Origin of the sequence: Vibrio sp. CyArs1 (assembly GCF_022432925.1) — a bacterium.
GTDB lineage: Bacteria > Pseudomonadota > Gammaproteobacteria > Enterobacterales > Vibrionaceae > Vibrio > Vibrio mediterranei.
This window is the reverse complement of record NZ_JAKRBO010000016.1, coordinates 1-19394: the sequence shown is the minus strand read 5'-3', so window position 1 is coordinate 19394 and position 19394 is coordinate 1. Positions and strand designations below refer to the sequence as shown.

General features: G+C 45.4%; 16 protein-coding genes and 4 tRNA genes. 12 read left to right on the top strand and 8 right to left on the bottom strand.

Features of this window, described 5'->3' with window-relative positions; genetic code table 11:
* The first annotated feature begins 104 nt into the window (after positions 1 to 104).
* The 4 genes from MMA19_RS25165 to hemN all read left to right on the top strand — a co-directional run bounded on the left by MMA19_RS25165 (position 105) and on the right by hemN (position 3396).
* Complete coding sequence (locus MMA19_RS25165; protein ID WP_006074972.1) at positions 105 to 743, top strand: class I SAM-dependent methyltransferase; 639 nt, start codon at positions 105 to 107, stop codon at positions 741 to 743.
* Complete coding sequence (gene yihI / locus MMA19_RS25160) at positions 743 to 1303, top strand: Der GTPase-activating protein YihI (protein WP_240207577.1); 561 nt, start codon at positions 743 to 745, stop codon at positions 1301 to 1303. Before MMA19_RS25165 ends, yihI begins: the two co-directional genes overlap by 1 nt.
* A gap of 14 nt (positions 1304 to 1317) precedes the next feature.
* Positions 1318 to 1812 (top strand): DUF2489 domain-containing protein, encoded by a 495-nt coding sequence (locus tag MMA19_RS25155; RefSeq protein WP_006074975.1) that lies wholly within the window; start codon positions 1318 to 1320, stop codon positions 1810 to 1812.
* A 192-nt stretch (positions 1813 to 2004) separates the two neighbouring features.
* Positions 2005 to 3396 carry an oxygen-independent coproporphyrinogen III oxidase gene (gene hemN, locus MMA19_RS25150; RefSeq protein ID WP_240207575.1) on the top strand — a complete coding sequence of 464 codons (1392 nt, stop codon included), beginning with the start codon at positions 2005 to 2007 and terminating at the stop codon, positions 3394 to 3396.
* Here the strand turns inward: hemN and MMA19_RS25145 are convergent.
* From MMA19_RS25145 to glnA, 5 genes are all read right to left on the bottom strand, one after another.
* Entirely contained in the window at positions 3389 to 5950 is a 2562-nt protein-coding gene (locus tag MMA19_RS25145) for an EAL domain-containing protein (RefSeq protein WP_240207574.1), read from the bottom strand. The two genes, hemN and MMA19_RS25145, sit on opposite strands and share 8 nt — an antisense overlap.
* 176 nt (positions 5951 to 6126) lie before the next feature.
* Complete coding sequence (gene glnG, locus MMA19_RS25140; RefSeq protein WP_006074978.1) at positions 6127 to 7530, bottom strand: nitrogen regulation protein NR(I); 1404 nt, start codon at positions 7528 to 7530, stop codon at positions 6127 to 6129.
* 50 nt (positions 7531 to 7580) lie between these two features.
* Positions 7581 to 8630 carry a nitrogen regulation protein NR(II) gene (gene glnL / locus MMA19_RS25135; RefSeq protein ID WP_031494559.1) on the bottom strand — a complete coding sequence of 350 codons (1050 nt, stop codon included), beginning with the start codon at positions 8628 to 8630 and terminating at the stop codon, positions 7581 to 7583.
* A 144-nt stretch (positions 8631 to 8774) separates the two neighbouring features.
* On the bottom strand, positions 8775 to 9293 hold the full coding sequence (locus tag MMA19_RS25130; protein WP_236111969.1) for a DUF4124 domain-containing protein: 519 nt from the start codon (positions 9291 to 9293) through the stop codon (positions 8775 to 8777).
* A gap of 116 nt (positions 9294 to 9409) precedes the next feature.
* A complete protein-coding gene (gene glnA, locus MMA19_RS25125; RefSeq protein ID WP_006074981.1) occupies positions 9410 to 10819 on the bottom strand; it encodes a glutamate--ammonia ligase in 1410 nt (469 codons plus the stop codon).
* A 510-nt stretch (positions 10820 to 11329) separates the two neighbouring features.
* On the opposite strand from glnA, the gene typA reads away from it, so the two are divergent.
* Positions 11330 to 13162 carry a translational GTPase TypA gene (typA, locus tag MMA19_RS25120; RefSeq protein ID WP_006074982.1) on the top strand — a complete coding sequence of 611 codons (1833 nt, stop codon included), beginning with the start codon at positions 11330 to 11332 and terminating at the stop codon, positions 13160 to 13162.
* 85 nt (positions 13163 to 13247) lie between these two features.
* On the opposite strand, the gene pssA is transcribed toward typA, so the two are convergent.
* Together pssA and MMA19_RS25110 are read right to left on the bottom strand one after the other, a co-directional pair.
* Positions 13248 to 14588 carry a CDP-diacylglycerol--serine O-phosphatidyltransferase gene (gene pssA, locus MMA19_RS25115; protein WP_240207603.1) on the bottom strand — a complete coding sequence of 447 codons (1341 nt, stop codon included), beginning with the start codon at positions 14586 to 14588 and terminating at the stop codon, positions 13248 to 13250.
* A 91-nt stretch (positions 14589 to 14679) separates the two neighbouring features.
* A complete protein-coding gene (locus MMA19_RS25110) occupies positions 14680 to 15111 on the bottom strand; it encodes a GNAT family N-acetyltransferase (protein WP_006074984.1) in 432 nt (143 codons plus the stop codon).
* A gap of 59 nt (positions 15112 to 15170) precedes the next feature.
* Between MMA19_RS25110 and murB the strand changes: the two genes are divergently transcribed.
* Positions 15171 to 16205 (top strand): UDP-N-acetylmuramate dehydrogenase, encoded by a 1035-nt coding sequence (murB, locus tag MMA19_RS25105; protein ID WP_006074985.1) that lies wholly within the window; start codon positions 15171 to 15173, stop codon positions 16203 to 16205.
* On the top strand, positions 16202 to 17161 hold the full coding sequence (birA, locus tag MMA19_RS25100) for a bifunctional biotin--[acetyl-CoA-carboxylase] ligase/biotin operon repressor BirA (RefSeq protein ID WP_006074987.1): 960 nt from the start codon (positions 16202 to 16204) through the stop codon (positions 17159 to 17161). Before murB ends, birA begins: the two co-directional genes overlap by 4 nt.
* 130 nt (positions 17162 to 17291) lie before the next feature.
* Here birA and coaA read toward each other — a convergent pair whose 3' ends face one another.
* On the bottom strand, positions 17292 to 18215 hold the full coding sequence (gene coaA, locus MMA19_RS25095) for a type I pantothenate kinase (RefSeq protein WP_006074988.1): 924 nt from the start codon (positions 18213 to 18215) through the stop codon (positions 17292 to 17294).
* Positions 18216 to 18427: 212 nt separating this feature from the next.
* On the opposite strand from coaA, the gene MMA19_RS25090 reads away from it, so the two are divergent.
* From MMA19_RS25090 to MMA19_RS25070, 5 genes are all read left to right on the top strand, one after another.
* Positions 18428 to 18503, top strand: a tRNA-Thr gene (locus MMA19_RS25090).
* Positions 18504 to 18551: 48 nt separating this feature from the next.
* Positions 18552 to 18636 (top strand) — tRNA-Tyr (locus MMA19_RS25085).
* Positions 18637 to 18671: 35 nt separating this feature from the next.
* Positions 18672 to 18746, top strand: a tRNA-Gly gene (locus tag MMA19_RS25080).
* Between the two features lie 13 nt (positions 18747 to 18759).
* Positions 18760 to 18835, top strand: a tRNA-Thr gene (locus MMA19_RS25075).
* A 137-nt stretch (positions 18836 to 18972) separates the two neighbouring features.
* Positions 18973 to 19394: GTP-binding protein (locus MMA19_RS25070; RefSeq protein WP_240207572.1), on the top strand; the 422-nt coding region annotated here is incomplete at its 3' end.

Sequence of the window (19394 nt, the reverse complement as noted above, 5' to 3'; positions counted from 1 at the left end):
CTACGCGTTTTTGATGAAATTGTAGAAAAAATACCCGTCTCCACTCCCCACCGTGCTCACTTTCTGGTATGTTTCGCACCCTTGTATCGTTCAGGAGATAAATTGTGGAAGCTTGCCCACTGTGTGCGGGACTTTCTGTACACCATTATCACAGCGATAAGAAGCGAGATTACTTGCAATGTGGTTCCTGTCAGTTGGTGTTTGTACCAACGCAGCAACGACTTGATGCGAGCGCGGAAAAAGCGATTTATGACCTTCATATCAATGATCCTAGTGATGCTGGCTATCGACGTTTTTTATCTCGACTAGTCTCACCACTACAAGAACGATTATCACAAGGCTCAAAAGGTCTCGATTTTGGCTGTGGCCCGGGCCCAACCTTGTCTTTGATGTTCGAAGAGCAAGGCTATGACATGTCGCTGTATGATTTGTACTATTATCCAGAGAGTTCGGTATTAGATAATAGCTATGACTTCGTCACAGCAACGGAAGTTATTGAGCACTTGTATGAGCCAGACTTAGTTTGGCAACAATGGTTATCGCTCATTAAGCCTGCGGGATGGTTAGGCTTAATGACTAAAATGGTGGTTGATGTGGATGCCTTTGCCAAATGGCACTACAAGAACGACCAAACCCACGTTGTATTCTTTAGTCGAGCCACCTTTGTGTATTTGGCACAAAGAGATGGGCTGGAGTTAGAATTCATTGGTAATGATGTCATTTTACTGAGGAAGCTTACGTAATGAGTCGTAAGAAAAAATCGAGAAAGCCAGGCGCGAATCCAGAGCCTGTAATTGTTACACGCAACCGCACTGAATCGGATGTGGAAGGTCGCTTACGCAAGCGTTTGAAAAAGCGCAAAGGCCAGAAGTCTGGCAGTCGTCATTCAGAAGGTTCAAAAACCAAACAGGCAGGCAGCGCAGCAAAGCTAGACCCGCGTTTAGGTAGCAAGAAAAAAATCCCACTTATCGTTGATGATAAGAAAAAGCCAAGTAAACAAGAGCGTCGTTTATCTGCTGAGCAAGAACTTGAAATGCTCGAAAATGATGCACAGCTTAACGTATTGCTTGATCGTATTGAAAGCGGTGAAAACTTGGGTGCAGGTCTGCAAAAATACGTTGACGAGAAACTTGACCGAATTGAAGTACTGATGAACCGTCTTGGCCTAATGGAGCCAGAGATCGAAGATGAGGTTGAATCATCTATAGCTGAAGAGTCTCGTCAGACAAAGGGCAAAGCAAGCAGCGATGCTGATTTGTTGTCTCAATTTGAAGAGCTAGACATCGACCAATTCAAGGATTAATAAGGGTAGAGTAGATGAATACCTTCACACTGTTAGCTATTGCTGGTGCCATCATTATTGTCGGCTTGGCTAGTTATGCGGGCTATTTGCTACTGCAACTTAAAAAGCAAAAGGAGTTGCAACAGCAGCATCGCGACTTGGCTATCCAAAAGCGAAATGCCAACATTTTTGAAAGCGTCGATACGATTTGTTTAGCGACGATTCAAGGGCAATGTGATGTATCAGAAGCGGCGATTAGACTCTACAACATCATGGACTACGTTCAAGGTAATGACCGTGTCGATTTTGATGAGAGCTACCCTGCGACTTCTGAGCTATATCATATCGTTAAAGATATGCCACGCGGTGATGCGCGACAAGAGATGAAAAAGCAAGACCGAATGCGGGATAACCTTACACGTCAGAAGGCAGAAGCGCGTTTGAATGACGCAATTATCGAAGAGCTCAAAGACCTTCAGCAGAAGGTTAAGCCACTGAACAATGCCATTGATATTAAGCTTGTAGGATAGCCTTTTCGTTTCGTTGGTCATGACTAGTGATCAAGCTAGCATTTTTGTTGACGATTTGAGCAAAAATGCAGTTAACGGCGCTCGCTGTCATATTCCTGTGGCAAAATAGCGCCTAGTTGACGTACCGCCAATCTGCGTTTGTTAGGTTGTGATTGGGGCGTCAAGAAACACATGTTTATTGGAAGTATTACCATGTCTCAAAGTCAATCAGAAACTAAGCAACAGATAGTCTGGGATCAAGCGATTCTCGATAAGTATAACTACTCGGGTCCTCGTTATACCTCATATCCGACCGCTGTCGAGTTCCACGAAGCTTATACCATCTCTGATTACGACATGGCGTGTACTCAATATCCAGAACGTCCACTATCGCTGTACGTTCATATTCCGTTCTGCCATAAGCTTTGCTATTACTGTGGCTGTAATAAAGTGATTACCCGTCATGCATACAAAGCTGATGAGTATCTCGATGTTATCGAACACGAAATTCGTCAGCGTGCATCATTGCTTCAGGGTCGTAAAGTGACTCAGTTGCATTTTGGTGGCGGTACGCCAACCTTCCTAACCAAAAGCCAGATCAGTCGATTGATGGCAATTCTTCGTGGTGAGTTCTTCTTCCAAGAAGGTGCTGAGATCAGTATCGAAGTTGACCCGCGTGAAATTGAGTTGGATATGTTGGACCATCTGCGCTCAGAAGGCTTTAACCGCCTGAGTATTGGCGTTCAAGACTTCAATAAAGAAGTGCAAAAGCTGGTGAATCGTGAGCAAGATGAAGAGTTTATCTTTGCCATGGCTGAGCGCGCCAAACAACTAGGTTTCCGTTCAACCAACCTCGACCTTATCTATGGTTTACCGAAGCAAACGAAACAGCGTTTTGCCGAGACACTTGAGCAGGTTCTGACCATGCGTCCAGGACGTTTATCTGTGTTTAACTATGCTCACATGCCAAACTTATTTGCCGCGCAGCGTAAAATTAAAGACGAGGATCTTCCTCAAGCTGAAGAAAAAATGGCGATCTTGCAAGATACTATTGCAACGTTGACAGGCGCAGGCTATCAGTTTATCGGTATGGACCACTTCGCTCTTCCTGAAGATGAACTAGCGGTTGCACAGCGTGCGGGTGAGCTGCATCGAAACTTCCAAGGTTACACGACGCAAGGTGATTGCGACCTAGTTGGCTTTGGTGTTTCTGCGATTTCTATGATTGGCGACAGCTACGCACAAAACCAGAAAGAGCTGAAAAAGTACTACGCTCAAGTGAATGATTTGAGACATGCACTTTGGAAAGGTGTGGTCCTTGATAAAGATGACTTGATTCGCCGTGAAGTGATCAAGCAGCTTATCTGTAACTTCAAGCTCGACAAAACATTTATAGAAAAGACCTTTGGCATTGGCTTCTCAAGCTATTTCGCTGAAGATATGAAATTGCTGCAAACGTTTATTGATGATGAATTAGTTGCAGTGTCAGACGATTCGATTGAAGTGACACTGCGTGGTCGTTTATTGATTCGTAATATCTGTATGTGTTTTGACAAATATCTACGTCAAAAAGCGCGTCAGCAACAGTTCTCCCGCGTTATTTAATACCTACCGGATTTTTCATTTTGGTCGTAGCAGCCTGCTGCGGCCATTGTTCTAACGGTGTCGGTCGACCATACAAATACCCCTGTGCATGATGACAGCCAAGGTCATGAACGAGCTTAGCTTGCAGTGGTGTTTCAATCCCTTCCGCCACGAGCGTAAACCCAAAGCTGCTTGATAGCTTAGTGATTGCTGCAACAACACTCTGCTCAGCATTGTCTGGAGTCAGTCTATCTACAAAGGCTTTATCGACCTTCAGGCTATTAAATGGCAGCTTGTGGAGATAGGCGAGGGAAGAATAGCCAGTACCAAAATCGTCGATAGCAATATTAACGCCAAGCGCTCTAATTTTGCTGAGGTTGCCAAGGGTGATTGGATCATTGTCAGCCAGTCGCGATTCCGTCACTTCGACAGTAAGCTGACTTGCCGGAAAACCTGCTCGTTTGAGCAGTCCTGACAATTCATCCACATAGCTTGCGCTCGCTAGTTCAATGACTGAGACATTAATGTGCAATTGAAAGTGCGCAGGTAACTGTTGTTGTTTGATAGCTTTGACAACGGTTTCGAGGCTTTTCTCTGCCATAATCCGACCAATACTGCTAATCAGTCCCGAACCTTCAGCAATAGGAATGAAATCCAAAGGAGAAATGAATAGTCCTTCATCATCACGAAGTCGCAGTAGAGCTTCAGCACCTAAAGTTTGGCCATTGTCGAGTTCAATTATGGGTTGGAAATGCACCTCAAACTTATTGTTATCAATGGCATGACGTAATGTCGCTAACAAGCGCGTTTTCTTTTTCGAACTCTCTGCCATGTCGGGGGTATAAATGCAGCAGCGCTGACAATCAAACTTTGCGTGGCTATGGGCAATGCCTGCATTTCGCAGCGTTGTGTCTGTTGTGTCCTCTCCGGTAATAGGTGCGATACCAATAGAGACCTGTAACATTAATGGCTCACCTTGCATCACGAAAGGGGCGCTGAATATCTGTCTAATTCGATGTTGATAACACATCTGTTGCTGTGGCTTCACATCAGGTAGGTAGATGGCAAACTCGTCACCGGCAACTCGCCCTAGCACACCATTTTCAAGCAACACCCACGCTTTGAGTCTCTCTGCAATGACGGAGAGTAAAATATCACCTTGATGGTGACCTAAGCTGTCATTGATATCTCTAAATTGATTAATACCGAGCAGCATCATACAGCCGCTGTTGCTTTTCATTGTATTGCAGGTCTCAATAAAGCCTTGTCGGCTATACAGCTTGGTCAAGCTGTCACGGGTGAGCTGTTCTCGCAAAGTATGAAACGATGCTTGCAAGTGTGAGCGCATGGCGGAGAAGCTTTCTACGAGCAGCGAGATCTCTTTGATACGATTGTTTTTTGGTAATGGGTAGTCCCAAGAGCCATTAGAAATCTGTTTTGCCGCCTCAGCGGTTTCAGACATAGGCAGAATCAGTCGGTTGATGATGACGATACCGACAAGTAACCCCAGCACGCCTAAAATCAAGCCCGCGATTAGCGTTTGGTTGCTAATCATGGGTATATCGCCAAGCAGAGCGTGATTGGAGATAGATACCACAACGTACCAACTTAAATTGGTATTAGTTTGATAATGACTAACCATCACATAATGGGTGTCTCCCCGGTAAGGAAAGGCGAATAAGTGAGGTTCAGTCAGTTCGGTATTATCTAAAGTTTGATCAAGAAAGGTCAAAGCAGGATGCAAGCTGTCAGCCATTGATAGCCTTTGTCCGTTAGCATCGAGAATCGATTCATCATCGGCTTGTGCGATGAGCTGACGCTGGTTATCAATAATAAAGACTTGCGCGTTATGGGCGTGTTTTAATTCATTGAGAAAGAGACTAAAAGTATCGATCTGTACATCAACAGCAGCCACTCCAACGAAGGTTCGAATGTCTCCGTCTGAGCTAAATACCGGAGCGAGAGCAGAAATTGTCACTTCTTGTTCCGCGTCGGCGTTGGCATACAGCTTTGACCACATAGCCACGGGGTTTTCTTTGACCGGCTGGTACCAAGGGCGCAATCTTGGGTCATAAGGTTTTATGGTATCGATGACTTGAGACTGTCGGTTTTCACCTTGGTAGATATTAAGCTGCTCACCAGTATTCGCGTCCTTTACCATCAAAGAGTAACCGTTTGGGGTATGAATGGACTTTGCATTTCGTATGGCAAGGAATTCACCTAACTCGCCACCAAAACCCAATAAGTCAATTTGTGAAAACTCAGTATGAAGGGATTTAAAACTGGACAGCAAATAATCTTCGATAGCTAGGGCATCATTGGCGGAATACAGCTGATGGTATTCAATCGCATGAGCTAATGCGTCGGCCACTGCCATCGGCCTTTCAAGATAGATATCTAAGCTCTGAATCACGTTGTAGCTTAAGCTAGTAAGCTGCTTTTCACTTATCTCCAGCGCAAGGTCGTCGTAGTGCTCTTTCTGTAGCCATAAAATGGTGCCGATCGAGCACAGAAACACCAAAATAAATGGCGTGATTAGGGCTTTCTTGAAGGAGATTTTCAGTAAACCTGGCATATGCTCTGATGTTGTGTGGCAACGAGCTCGCAGATAGGCCTGAGGCTTTGCCGTAACGTATTAATAATCAATAGTTATAAATCGGCCGATTGATAGAATTATTTAGGTCATTTGAGACTAAATGACCTAAATAATGGCGGTGCGTTAGGCAAGTCGATGATCTAATAAGAACTTTGTTAGTAGAGTTCTTTTAGCTTTCTGGTAAGAGTATTCCGTCCCCAGCCGAGCACTTTCGCTGCATCTTGCTTATGGCCATTGGTGTGGCTAAGCGCTGCTTCAAGCAATATACGCTCGAATTGCGGTTGTGCATGGTTAAGTATTTCTGTCTCACCAGACTCAAGGGCCTGCTGAGCCCATGAAGAGAGTAGTGACTGCCAATCCCCAGCACCGATATCAGTAACGCGTCTTGGCTCTTCTAATAACTCGGTAGGCAAATCACTTGGTAGAATTTCACTGCCGCTGGCCATTACTGTGAGCCATCGGCAGGTATTCTCAAGCTGGCGCACATTTCCCGGCCAGTCGAGCTTATTTAAGATATCCACTGTGTCCGGATTAAGAGACTTGGTCTCCACACCGAGTTCTTCTGCTGCTAAAGACAAGAAATGCAATGTCAGCTTTTCAATATCCTGTTTGCGTTCTCGAAGAGATGGGATATGGATACGAATGACGTTAAGGCGATGGAATAAATCCTCACGGAATTCGCCTTCGGTCACCAGCTTTTCGAGGTTTTGGTGAGTCGCGGCGACGATACGTACATCCACTTTGACTGCAGAGTGCCCACCGACACGATAGAACTGTCCATCGGCTAAAACGCGCAGCAATCGAGTCTGAATATCCAATGGCATGTCACCAATCTCATCTAAGAATAAGGTCCCACCGTTGGCTTGTTCAAAACGTCCTTGGCGCACACTATTTGCACCAGTAAATGCACCTTTCTCATGGCCAAATAGCTCTGACTCGATAAGGTCTTTGGGAATTGCCGCCATATTGAGTGCGATAAAAGGTTTGCTAGAGCGAGGACTATGGCGATGTAAGGCGTGCGCGACAAGCTCTTTACCCGTACCTGATTCACCATTAATGAGCACAGAAATGGAGGAACGAGATAAACGGCCAATCGCTCGAAACACCTCTTGCATAGCGGGCGCTTCACCAATAATTTCCGGTGCATCAGCTGCGATCACCTCTTCCTGCGAAAGGGCACTTTTTTGCTCTAGGCTGTGAGTAATAGCGCGCTCGACCAGAGTGAGGGTCTCATCGATATCAAAAGGCTTAGGTAGGTACTCAAAAGCGCCTTTTTGGTAGGCGTTTACCGCCGCATCGAGATCAGAGTGTGCGGTCATTATGATGACTGGTAAATCTGGGGCGCTTTCTTGAACTCGATTTAGCAGCTCAATGCCGTCAATACCGGGCATACGGATATCGGACACCAATACATCCGGTGTTTCCCGCTCCAATGCCATTAGCACGCTTTCTGCATCGGCAAATGTCTCGCATTTGATATTTGCTGATGAAAGGGTTTTATCCATTACCCATCGTATTGAGCTGTCGTCGTCGACGACCCATACATATCCTTTACTCATAGCCAAACTTCCTTACAGCAAGCCATATTAAGTCCTCTTTCTCCTTGAGGCTAAATAGGCAGATAAATAGTAAAAATGGTGCGACCGGGCCAACTTTCTACATCTATTTTTCCATTATGTTGGTCGATCAAATTTTGCGAAATGGACAGCCCAAGACCCGTTCCGCCTTCTCTGCCACTTACCATGGGGTAGAACAGCGTATCTTGGAGTTCGGCCGGAATGCCGGGGCCATTGTCAATAATCTCTATCCGAGCAGCGAGTTTATGGCGCTGTCCATGAATATTGGCTTGATGCACAGTGCGCGTGCGCAAGGTGATTTGCCCATTATCTTGTTGTTTTAATATTTGCGCGGCATTACTGGTAATGTTCAATAACGCTTGTTCGATTTGGTCGGTATCCATCAAGATCGCCGGTAGACTAGGGTCATAGTCTCGTTCTATGGTCAGGCTGGTTCCTGCATCAAGCTCTACCAACTGACGTACCTTTTCTAAAATGAGGTGCAGATTTTCTTCTTTTTTCGTTCCTGGACGTTGTGGCCCAAGAAGCCTATCGACCAGCGCTCTTAATCGGTCTGCTTGTTCAATGATGATATTGGTGTACTCATTAAGTGAGGGATCAGGCAGCATCTTTGATAAAAGTTGTGCCGCACCTCGCAGGCCACCAAGCGGGTTCTTTATCTCATGAGCGAGGCCTCTTACCAGCAACTTTGCAGCTTGTTGTTGGGCATGCTGGTTGAGCTCCTGAGTCAGCCTTTTTTGCTGGCCAATCTTACGCATTTCCACCAAAAGCATCAGTTCCTTATTCCAAGATAAGGGGCTAACAGTCACCTCTAATAACAGCGGTTTGCCATCAACAACTAAAGTGACATCGCTATCGGTAATACTTTGGCCACTTTGTAGAGGCTGAGTAAGTAAAGCCAAGTCTAGAGAAGCGTGTTGAATAAACTGAGAAAGGTGGCAATTAAGCAGTCTCTTGGAACTTTGCGAGAACAATTGCTCTGCGGCAGGGTTAGCGTATTGAACTGTTAATCCCTCATTGAGCATCAAGGTCGCCGTTACCACATTATTGAGTATTGCACTGGTGAGTTCACAGTTTGCCACACGCTATCCTTAATCGATTTTGCATTGCGTTGCTCTATGATGGTGCGCTGCACGCAATGTCTTTTGTTTATGCACTAAAATGGTGCATTGATAATTCCAAGTATGGCGCAATTTTTTATAGAGTAAAAGCGTAAACGCTGATGGCTATGGCGATTGCACCGATGCACGATGTAAATGCACTGTTATCGTATTGGACGATGCAATAACCTTGCCGTTTTGTTGCGCTTGAATGGTTAGGGTGTGAGTTCCTCGGTCAATGGCGGTTAATGACCAATGAGGAGTAGTTTTCGGTGCACCATATACCTTGCCATCGAGAAGAAGCTGCAGCTTGGCTGCGACGTGAAGCTTGCCATCTATGTGACCAATAACATCGAAATTACCAGCGTTGTTGCGAATGGTGGCATCGTGAGTGGGATTGCGGATGCTGACTTTTAGCCTGATAGGCTTGGGGGTTGGCGTTTCTGAGAAAGAATTTGTTGCTGGGGATACGTCATTGCTGGAGTAAGGGGCGGGAGGGTCAGGCAACACAACTAACGACGATTGAGGGTTAGCAGGATTATCACTGAAGTGCTGCACACCTTTTTCATCGACCCAGGTGTAGATCTCTATACTCCAAGATAGAGGACTCAGGATACACAGTATCAATATCAGGGCAGATTTCATATTAGCGGAACCTTGCTTTACTTAAGAGTCCTGATGGTAATGCTGCAAGAAATAACACGGACATAAAAAAGGCCCGCCTGCGAGGCGAGCCTAATAATTGGTTGTAAACCTTTGAATTATACTGAGTAGTATAGTTCGAACTCAAGTGGGTGAGTTGTCATGTTTACTTTCTCTACGTCTTGAGACTTAAGATCGATGTAAGAATCGATAAAGTCATCAGAGAATACACCGCCAGAAGTTAGGAACTCACGGTCAGCGTCTAGACACTCTAGCGCTTCTTTTAGTGAGTAAGCCACTGTTGGGATCTCTGCAGCTTCTTCAGCTGGTAGATCGTAAAGGTCTTTGTCCATTGCTTCACCTGGGTGGATCTTGTTCTTGATACCGTCAAGACCAGCCATAAGCATTGCAGCAAAGCATAGGTATGGGTTTGCTGATGGGTCACCGAAACGTAGCTCGATACGACGCGCTTTCGGGCTTGGTACCACTGGGATACGGATAGAAGCAGAACGGTTACGTGCAGAGTAAGCAAGCATAACTGGTGCTTCGAAGCCTGGTACAAGACGCTTGTACGAGTTAGTTGATGCGTTGGCAAATGCGTTGATTGCTTTAGCGTGCTTGATAACACCACCGATGTAGTAAAGCGCCATTTCAGATAGGCCGCCGTACTTGTCGCCAGCGAATAGGTTAACACCGTCTTTCGCTAGAGATTGGTGAACGTGCATACCAGAACCGTTATCACCTACTAGAGGCTTAGGCATGAATGTCGCTGTCTTACCAAATGCGTGAGCAACGTTGTGTACAACGTACTTGTAAACTTGGATTTCGTCCGCTTTAGCCGTTAGCGTGTTGAAACGAGTAGCGATTTCGTTCTGACCCGCTGTTGCTACTTCGTGGTGGTGAGCTTCAACAACTTGACCCATTTCTTCTAGAACTAGACACATTGCAGAACGGATATCTTGAGAAGAGTCAACTGGAGCTACTGGGAAGTAACCACCTTTAACGCCTGGACGGTGACCTTTGTTACCACCTTCGAAGTCAGTGCCTGTGTTCCAAGCCGCTTCTACGTCGTCAATCTTGAAGAATGAACCAGACATGTCTGTTGCGAATTTAACATCGTCAAATAGGAAGAACTCTGGCTCTGGACCAACAAGTACAGTATCTGCAATGCCAGTAGAACGTAGGTAGTCTTCTGCGCGCTTAGCGATTGAACGTGGGTCACGGTCGTAGCCTTGCATTGTTGCAGGCTCAAGGATGTCACAACGAATGTTCAGAGTTGCATCTTCAGTGAATGGGTCTAGAACTGCGCTTGCCGCGTCAGGCATCATTACCATGTCTGATTCGTTGATGCCTTTCCAACCAGCAACTGATGAACCGTCGAACATTTTGCCTTCTTCAAAGAAGTCTGCATCTACTTGGTGTGCAGGGATAGAAACGTGCTGCTCTTTACCCTTAGTGTCTGTAAAGCGTAGATCTACGAATTTAACTTCGTTCTCTTGGATCAGCGATAGAACATTTTCTACTGACATCTTGGAAAACCTCCAGTGTTATTAAAGCGGTTAAGTACTCGATTAGTGTTAATCGGCATTGATTAACGTCTGCTTATTGAAGTGCGTTAATCGATGCTGATTTTACTAAAGCTAAAACCGTGCCAAAAAATAAATCCGTTATTTTTCATTGTGTTACAAAATTACTCATCATAATGGAGCAAGATGATGCACCAAAATGATCATTGAATGCACTTTTATGGTGCAATGTTAAATTTCTGCACCAAGTTGAATCAATGATGCCATACATTCAGCATGGTTTTTGAATCGGTGTCAACTGCAATCCTACGATGCGCAGATCGGCTGCGCTAAAATAGTGAATTTGGCGCTAGCGCCCGATATTTACGGCAAAACTAGCTTAAACCGACTATGTTTAAGCAAGATTTCAACGAAGAAGATCACAACTCTCGTAATTTCTGGTATATTGCGGGCGTTTTTTTAATCGAGTCAGCGGCTATCGTGCGGCGACTCTTGACTGAGTGAAAGAAATCTATGTCAACTCCACAGATTGATAAGTTAAGAAACATTGCGATTATCGCGCACGTTGACCACGGTAAAACTACCCTTGTTGACAAGCTACTTCAGCAATCCGGTACTCTAGAGTCTCGCGGTGAAACTGAAGAGCGAGTTATGGACTCGAATGATATCGAAAAGGAACGTGGTATCACGATCCTTGCTAAAAACACAGCGATCAACTGGAATGATCACCGCATCAACATCGTAGATACTCCGGGACACGCGGACTTCGGTGGTGAAGTTGAGCGTATTATGTCGATGGTAGACTCTGTACTGCTGATCGTTGACGCTGTAGATGGTCCGATGCCGCAAACTCGCTTTGTAACGCAAAAAGCATTTGCACATGGCCTTAAGCCTATTGTTGTTATCAACAAAATCGACCGCCCAGGTGCTCGCCCTGATTGGGTTATGGACCAAGTATTCGACCTATTCGACAACCTAGGTGCATCTGACGAACAATTAGACTTCCAAGTAGTTTACGCATCAGCGCTAAACGGCTGGGCTACGCTTGAAGAAGGCGAAGAAGGCGAGAACATGGAACCATTGTTCCAAGCTATCGTTGATAACGTTGAAGCACCTGCTGTTGACCCTGAGGGTGCACTGCAAATGCAGATCTCTCAGCTAGACTATAGCTCTTACGTTGGTGTTATCGGTGTAGGCCGTGTGACTCGTGGTACGGTTAAGCCGAACCAACAAGTAACGGTTATCGGTGCTGATGGTAAGACTCGTAACGGTAAAGTAGGTACAGTTTTAGGTTACCTAGGCCTTGAGCGTCACGAAGTTCAGCAAGCAACTGCAGGCGATATCATCGCAATCACTGGTCTTGGCGAGCTAAAAATCTCTGACACTATCTGTGCGCAGGGTGAAGTGGAAGCGCTACCAGCACTGTCTGTTGACGAACCAACAGTAACCATGACATTCCAAGTAAACACGTCTCCATTCGCAGGTAAAGAAGGTAAGTTCGTGACTTCACGTAACATCCTTGAGCGTCTAGAGAAGGAACTGGTACACAACGTAGCATTACGCGTTGAGCAACTGGATGATCCAGATAAGTTCCGTGTATCTGGTCGTGGTGAACTACACCTATCTATCCTGATCGAAAACATGCGTCGTGAAGGCTTTGAGCTAGCGGTTTCTCGTCCTGAAGTTATCATCAAAGAAGAAGATGGTCAGAAGCAAGAACCTTACGAAACTGTAACTATCGACGTAATGGAAGAGCACCAAGGTAGCATCATGGAAGCTATCGGCTTACGTAAAGGTGAGCTAACGGACATGGCTCCAGATGGTAAAGGTCGTATTCGTATGGACTTCATGATGCCATCTCGTGGTCTAATCGGTTTCCAAACTGAATTCATGACACTAACGTCTGGTTCTGGTCTTCTATACCACACGTTCGATCACTACGGTCCATTCAAGGGCGGTGAGATTGGTCAGCGTGTAAACGGTGTACTTATCTCGAACGGTGCTGGTAAAGCGCTAACAAACGCACTGTTTAACCTACAAGAGCGCGGCCGTATGTTTATCGGTCACGGTGTTGAGGTTTACGAAGGCATGGTTATCGGTATCCATAGCCGTGACAACGACCTAACGGTAAACCCGCTTAAAGGTAAGCAGCTAACTAACGTTCGTGCTTCTGGTACTGATGACGCACAGGTTCTTACTCCGCCAATCATTATGACTCTAGAGCAAGCACTTGAGTTCATCGATGATGACGAGCTAGTAGAAGTAACACCTGAAAGCATCCGCATCCGTAAGAAGTTCCTTTCGGAAAGCGATCGTAAGCGTGCAAGTCGCGAAGCTAAGTCTTAATTGATTTAGGTGAGATGTAAAAAAACCAGCCGCGAGGCTGGTTTTTTTGTGTTTGCTTTTTCGAAGACGCTAAAGGTTGAATAACTTAAAGTAACTGTTTCAATACTCTATCAGCTTGAACTCGAGTAATTTTCTTCAGCAATTTTTGTACAGGCGCTGGATAGTTTTCCACTTTTTCCAACTGCTTATAGGTACAGATCAACTGGGTGTGTTCAAGGATGTTTTCCACCTCAGCCTCAAACTTGTCGACAAGATGCGAGTAATGATCCTGAATCAAAATGGCATTCTCTAAATCCAAGCTCCAAGCTCGTGGATTTAGGTTGTTGCCTGTAATCAGCATATAACGCTTATCGACCCAAATACCTTTTAGGTGGAAGCTGTTGTCATCATGTTTCCATAGGCGAATGCACAAGTTGCGACTCGCGATATGTGCTTCGTTAGCTTTAGCAAAGCGACGCAGATTCATTTCATAGAGGTAAGGCAAACCACCAATGGTTTTGAAGTCTTCCTCTGGAGAAATGTAGAAATCGTTCGCCGTCTTATCACCCACCACGATTTTCACTTTAACACCGCGTTTCAGGGCACGCTTGATTTCTTTTGCTACCGACTTAGGGAAGTTGAAATAAGGGGTACAAATAAAAATCTCGTCTTTAGCACTAGCTAATAGCTGATTGATGCTTTGGTTAAGCTTGTTACGACGCTTACCAATACCAACAATAGGTGTCACTGCTGCTTGGTGCTCATTACTCGGCTGAGCGTTAAATTGATAACGTGCCTGAGACAGTGAACCACGTAGCTGCCGGATTTCTGCCTTAATATCTTTTGTCGTTGGCTTTTCTGGCAATGACAGGTCGTTGACGGCAGGATTGGCAATCAGTTCGTTTGCAACAAACTGAGCCATACTATTTGCTAGTTCAGGGTTGTTCAGAACATGGTAGCGGTCGAATCGGTAACGCTCATCGTAATTTAAGTAGATGTTGTTAAGACTAGCGCCGCTGTATATCACTTTATCATCGATAATAAAGCCTTTAAGGTGCAAGACCCCAAATACTTCTCTGCCGCGTACTGGAATACCGTAAACAGGAACGGCATGCTCGTGATTTTGTCTAAACTCGCGATACATCACTGCGTTGCCATCAGACTGGTCTGCGCCAATCAGACCACGTTGTGCACGGTGCCAGTCAACACAAACGGCAATATCGAGAGCCGGATTCTTTTGCTTTGCTTGATAAAGTTCAGTCAGGATTTGGCGTCCAGCGTCATCATCTTCTAAATACAAAGCGACTAGGTAGATTCTTGATTGTGCTTCGCGTATCGCTTGAATTAAATACTCGCGATAATCTTTGGCGGAATACAATACATCCAGTGCATTGGGATCCTGCGCGATTGAGGGAAGCTGTTCAAAAGAGTTCCTAAGAGCCATCATATGAGGGACTGTACCTTTGGTCATTGCAAAATTGCGAACCTAGAATTTTACCAAACTCTTGCCCTAAATGGGTAGTAAAGCGTTGATAAGTTTAACGGGGATCAATGTATCGCATAGCTGCCAGTGCTTTTCCGCCGTGAATATAACGAGAAAACAGTTGCTTAAGAGGACCTGGTAGCTCTTCTTGGGTAATCACTTTAAAGCCATGTTGTCCATAAAATCCCTGTAAATGTTCTAGTGCAAAACAAAAATCGTTATTGGTCAGCTCATTTTGTCGCAGTTGTGCCATGAAATGATGACCAATACCTTGTTGGCGGAAGTCTGGAAGAACCAGCATGCCGGTCATCAATCGATACTGCTCGATGGTACGAAATCGTACGAGGGCACAGAGGCTGTGGCCTTGGCTAAGAGTGAGAATACGTTCATCACTTTTTGGTTTGCCAGCTGGGTAGTGTGCTTTATACAGTTTTTTGGCAATCGGCAGTTTAATGGGGTCTAGCATACCGAATTTTAACGTATCCATAGCCAATGCTCGTTTCAAAAGGATAGAATAGCGGCAGTGTAAGCCATCAATGAATGCCCATGCAAACTGAAAACAATGCCCAACTTCGCCCATTTCACACCTTTGGTATCTCACAGCAGTGTCAGGTGCTAGTAGAAGCTGAATCGGTCGACGACCTAATTGCGATTTACCAAAACCCAGACTGGCAAGCGCTACCTAAACTGATGTTAGGTAAGGGCAGTAACATGTTATTTACGGAGCCTTATCAGGGCGTTGTTATCATTAATCGATTGCAAGGTATTTCGTACTCCAGCTCAGAGACTGAACATCTTTTGCATGTATCAGGGGGTGAAGACTGGCCGAGTTTGGTGGAATGGTGTGTAGAGCAGGGTTACGCTGGTGTTGAAAATTTGGCTTTAATCCCTGGCTGTGCTGGTAGCGCACCTATTCAGAATATTGGTGCTTATGGTATAGAGCTCCAGCAAGTATGTGATTATGTGGAGTACCTTTGTTTAGACAGCTATACCATAAAGCGGCTGTCTAATAATCAATGTCGTTTTGGTTATCGTGACTCCATTTTTAAGCACGAGCTGAAAGATAAGGCGCTCGTGACCGCCATTGGCCTTAAGCTAAACAAAACATGGCAGCCTATATTAAGTTATGGTCCGTTACAGTCTCTTGACCCAGAAACGACCACGCCAAAAGAAGTGTTTGATGTGGTCGTGAATGTGAGAAAAGAGAAGCTGCCAGATCCAGCTGTGACTGGCAATGCTGGAAGTTTCTTTAAAAACCCGATTGTCAGTATCGAACAGCATGAAACGCTCAAAGCGCAATACCCAGCGCTAGTGGCGTATCCATCGGGTGACAAGATGAAGTTGGCTGCTGGTTGGCTTATCGATCAGTGTGGTCTGAAAGGGCATACTCAGGGTGGCGCCATGGTGCATCCTAAACAGGCTCTTGTATTGGTGAATGCCAATAATGCCAAGGCGGAGGATATTGTTAACCTTGCCGCTTATGTCCGCGACTGTGTGCTGAAGAAATTTAATGTAGAGCTTGAGCATGAGGTACGCTTTATGGGTGCTCAACAAGAAGTGTATTTAAAGGAGCTGCTATGAGAGAGCATCATGTGAAATTAGCGATTTTAGAGCAGCTTTCTCAAGGCGGATTTCACTCGGGTGAGATGTTGGGTGAGCAGCTGGGTATTTCTCGTGCCGCTGTAAGTAAGCACATTAAAGGCATTCGTGATTGGGGGGTTGATATCTTTCGCGTTCAGGGGAAAGGCTATCAACTAGCGGCCCCTATGGAACTGTTGTCCAAAGAGAAACTATCGCGAACTGTTACCTCACCATTTGAGTTGATTCCTATTATCGACTCTACCAATCAATACTTACTCGACAAACAAAACAGCTTAGAGTCGGGTGCGGTGTGCATTTCTGAGTACCAGTCTAAAGGCCGTGGCCGCCGTGGCCGCCAATGGGTATCACCATTCGGTAGTAACCTTTATCTCTCCATGTATTGGAAGTTAGAAGCAGGAATGGCAGCGGCGATGGGGTTGAGTCTGGTGATTGGCGTGGCGATAGTTGAAGCCTTGGAACAACTTGGGATTGATGGTGTAAAACTTAAATGGCCGAATGACCTGTATTTTAATGACAAGAAGTTAGCCGGCATTTTGGTTGAAATGTCAGGCCAAGCTGGTGGCGCGGCAAACCTAGTCATGGGTATGGGTATGAATCTAAATATGAGTGAACAAGTAGAAGGCATCGATCAGCCTTGGACCTCACTCAATGAAGTGGCAGACAAACCATTTAGCCGTAACGATTTGGTGGTGGCCTTTATCAAGGCTTGGCAGAACGCTCTAGAAGATTACGAAATGTGTGGCTTACACGGTTTTGTTGAACGTTGGAATCGTCATGATAACTTTTTGGATCGAGAAGTTCGTCTGGTGATGGGCAATCGAGACATTCAAGGTATTGTGCGCGGCATCGATGCCACTGGCGCCGTTTTACTGGAAACAGAAGCGGGCATTCAACCATTTATTGGTGGTGAGATCTCTCTGCGTAAACTGAACTGATGTGGCTTAACTTATCACTAATTTAGCAACTTCACTCACTACATCAAATATTGTTACCACACTAGATATTGTCATCCCTGCGTAGGCAGGGATCTACCTTTGGCGCAAACAACCCCTCGTCAAAAACAGCCTACTTCCTCAAATAAACCGTCTCAACATTATGATCTTTACCTTTCTGTAAAATCAATTGAGCCCGCTCTTTGGTTGGCAAGATATTCTGCACTAAGTTGATCCCATTAATCGATGCCCAAATATTCTTCGCTTTGGTTTTCGCTTCTTGTTCATTCAACTGGGTATAGTGGCTGAAGTAAGAGCCAGGCTTAGTAAAGGCGCCTTGGCGGAATTTCATAAAGCGCTGCACATACCAGTTTTCAATGCGTTCACTATCTGCATCGACGTACAAAGAAAAATCGAGAAAATCAGAGATAAACACGCGATGTGGATCGTGAGGGTAGTCCATGCCACTTTGCAGGACATTGAGACCTTCGATGATTAGCACGTCAGGTAGGTCGACGACTTTCTGCTCATCAGTAATATCGTAAGTTAAGTGTGAATAGACGGGAGCGACAACGTTACGCTTACAAGCTTTGACATCGGAAACAAACTGCACCAATCGACGCATATCATAGGACTCGGGAAAGCCCTTTTTCGCCATTAACCCTTTTTCTAACAGTACCTTATTAGGATGAAGGAAACCGTCAGTCGTAATAAGTTCTACCTTAGGGTGGTTTTCCCAGCGACTGAGTAACGCTTTTAGCAAGCGAGCCGTGGTACTTTTCCCGACCGCAACACTACCGGCAATACCAATAATGAATGGTGGCGTATGGTCACTTTGTCCCAAGAACTCTTGAAGAACGGAGTTGCGACTCTGTCTCGCGGCAACGTACAGGTTAAGCAGACGAGAAAGAGGCAAGTAAACATCAGTGGCTTCCTGTATCGTCAGGTTTTCATTAATACCCTGAAGCTCTTTCAGATCATCTTCTGTTAATGTCATAGGGACAGCGTTGCGAAGTGCAGACCACTGCTCGCGACTAAATGACATAAAAGGGCTCATAACTCACCTAACTTAAGGTTTCCATACACGTAGAGTGCTGAACATACCTGAACAAAGGGATAAATCAAATATTTCATGCGACACTGCGTGCGTAATTCCCCGAAATGTGTACAAAAAGTCGTCAAAAAGGAAGAATGTGTGAAAAAACGAAATTTTTTTTGATTTAACGGTTGCATCAGCAAGATTCATTCAATAGAATGCGCTCCACTTATGCCGACTTAGCTCAGTAGGTAGAGCAACTGACTTGTAATCAGTAGGTCACCAGTTCGATTCCGGTAGTCGGCACCATTTTCACTTTGCCTAGGGCAATGATGACGAAAATGGTAAGTAAAATTTGGGGGGGTTCCCGAGTGGCCAAAGGGAGCAGACTGTAAATCTGCCGGCACTGCCTTCGATGGTTCGAATCCGTCCCCCCCCACCATATTCTTTAGGGAATAGCTCTCAGAGTTACGTGTTGCGGGCATCGTATAATGGCTATTACCTCAGCCTTCCAAGCTGATGATGCGGGTTCGATTCCCGCTGCCCGCTCCAACTCATTTAGAGTGCTGATATAGCTCAGGTGGTAGAGCGCATCCTTGGTAAGGATGAGGTCGGCAGTTCGAGTCTGCCTATCAGCACCAGCTCTCAAAGCAATATTTCCTTTTGATACTTTCTTTTGCCTCAACTATGTTTAGAGGCTAAGAGAAGCTTTATTACCAAGATTTTTTGGTTGCGTGGTCTTCAAAGCCACCTAAATCCGTACCTAGAGGGACAACTCATGTCTAAAGAAAAATTTGAACGTACGAAACCGCACGTAAACGTTGGTACTATCGGCCACGTTGACCACGGTAAAACAACTCTAACAGCTGCAATCTGTACTACTCTTGCAAAAGTGTACGGCGGTGAAGCGAAAGACTTCGCATCTATCGATAACGCTCCAGAAGAGCGTGAGCGCGGTATCACAATCGCAACTTCTCACGTTGAGTACGATACTCCAACTCGTCACTACGCACACGTAGACTGCCCAGGACACGCGGATTATGTTAAAAACATGATCACTGGTGCTGCGCAAATGGACGGCGGTATCCTTGTAGTTGCTGCTACTGATGGTCCAATGCCTCAAACTCGTGAGCACATCCTACTAGGCCGTCAGGTTGGTATCCCTTACATCATCGTATTCATGAACAAGTGTGACATGGT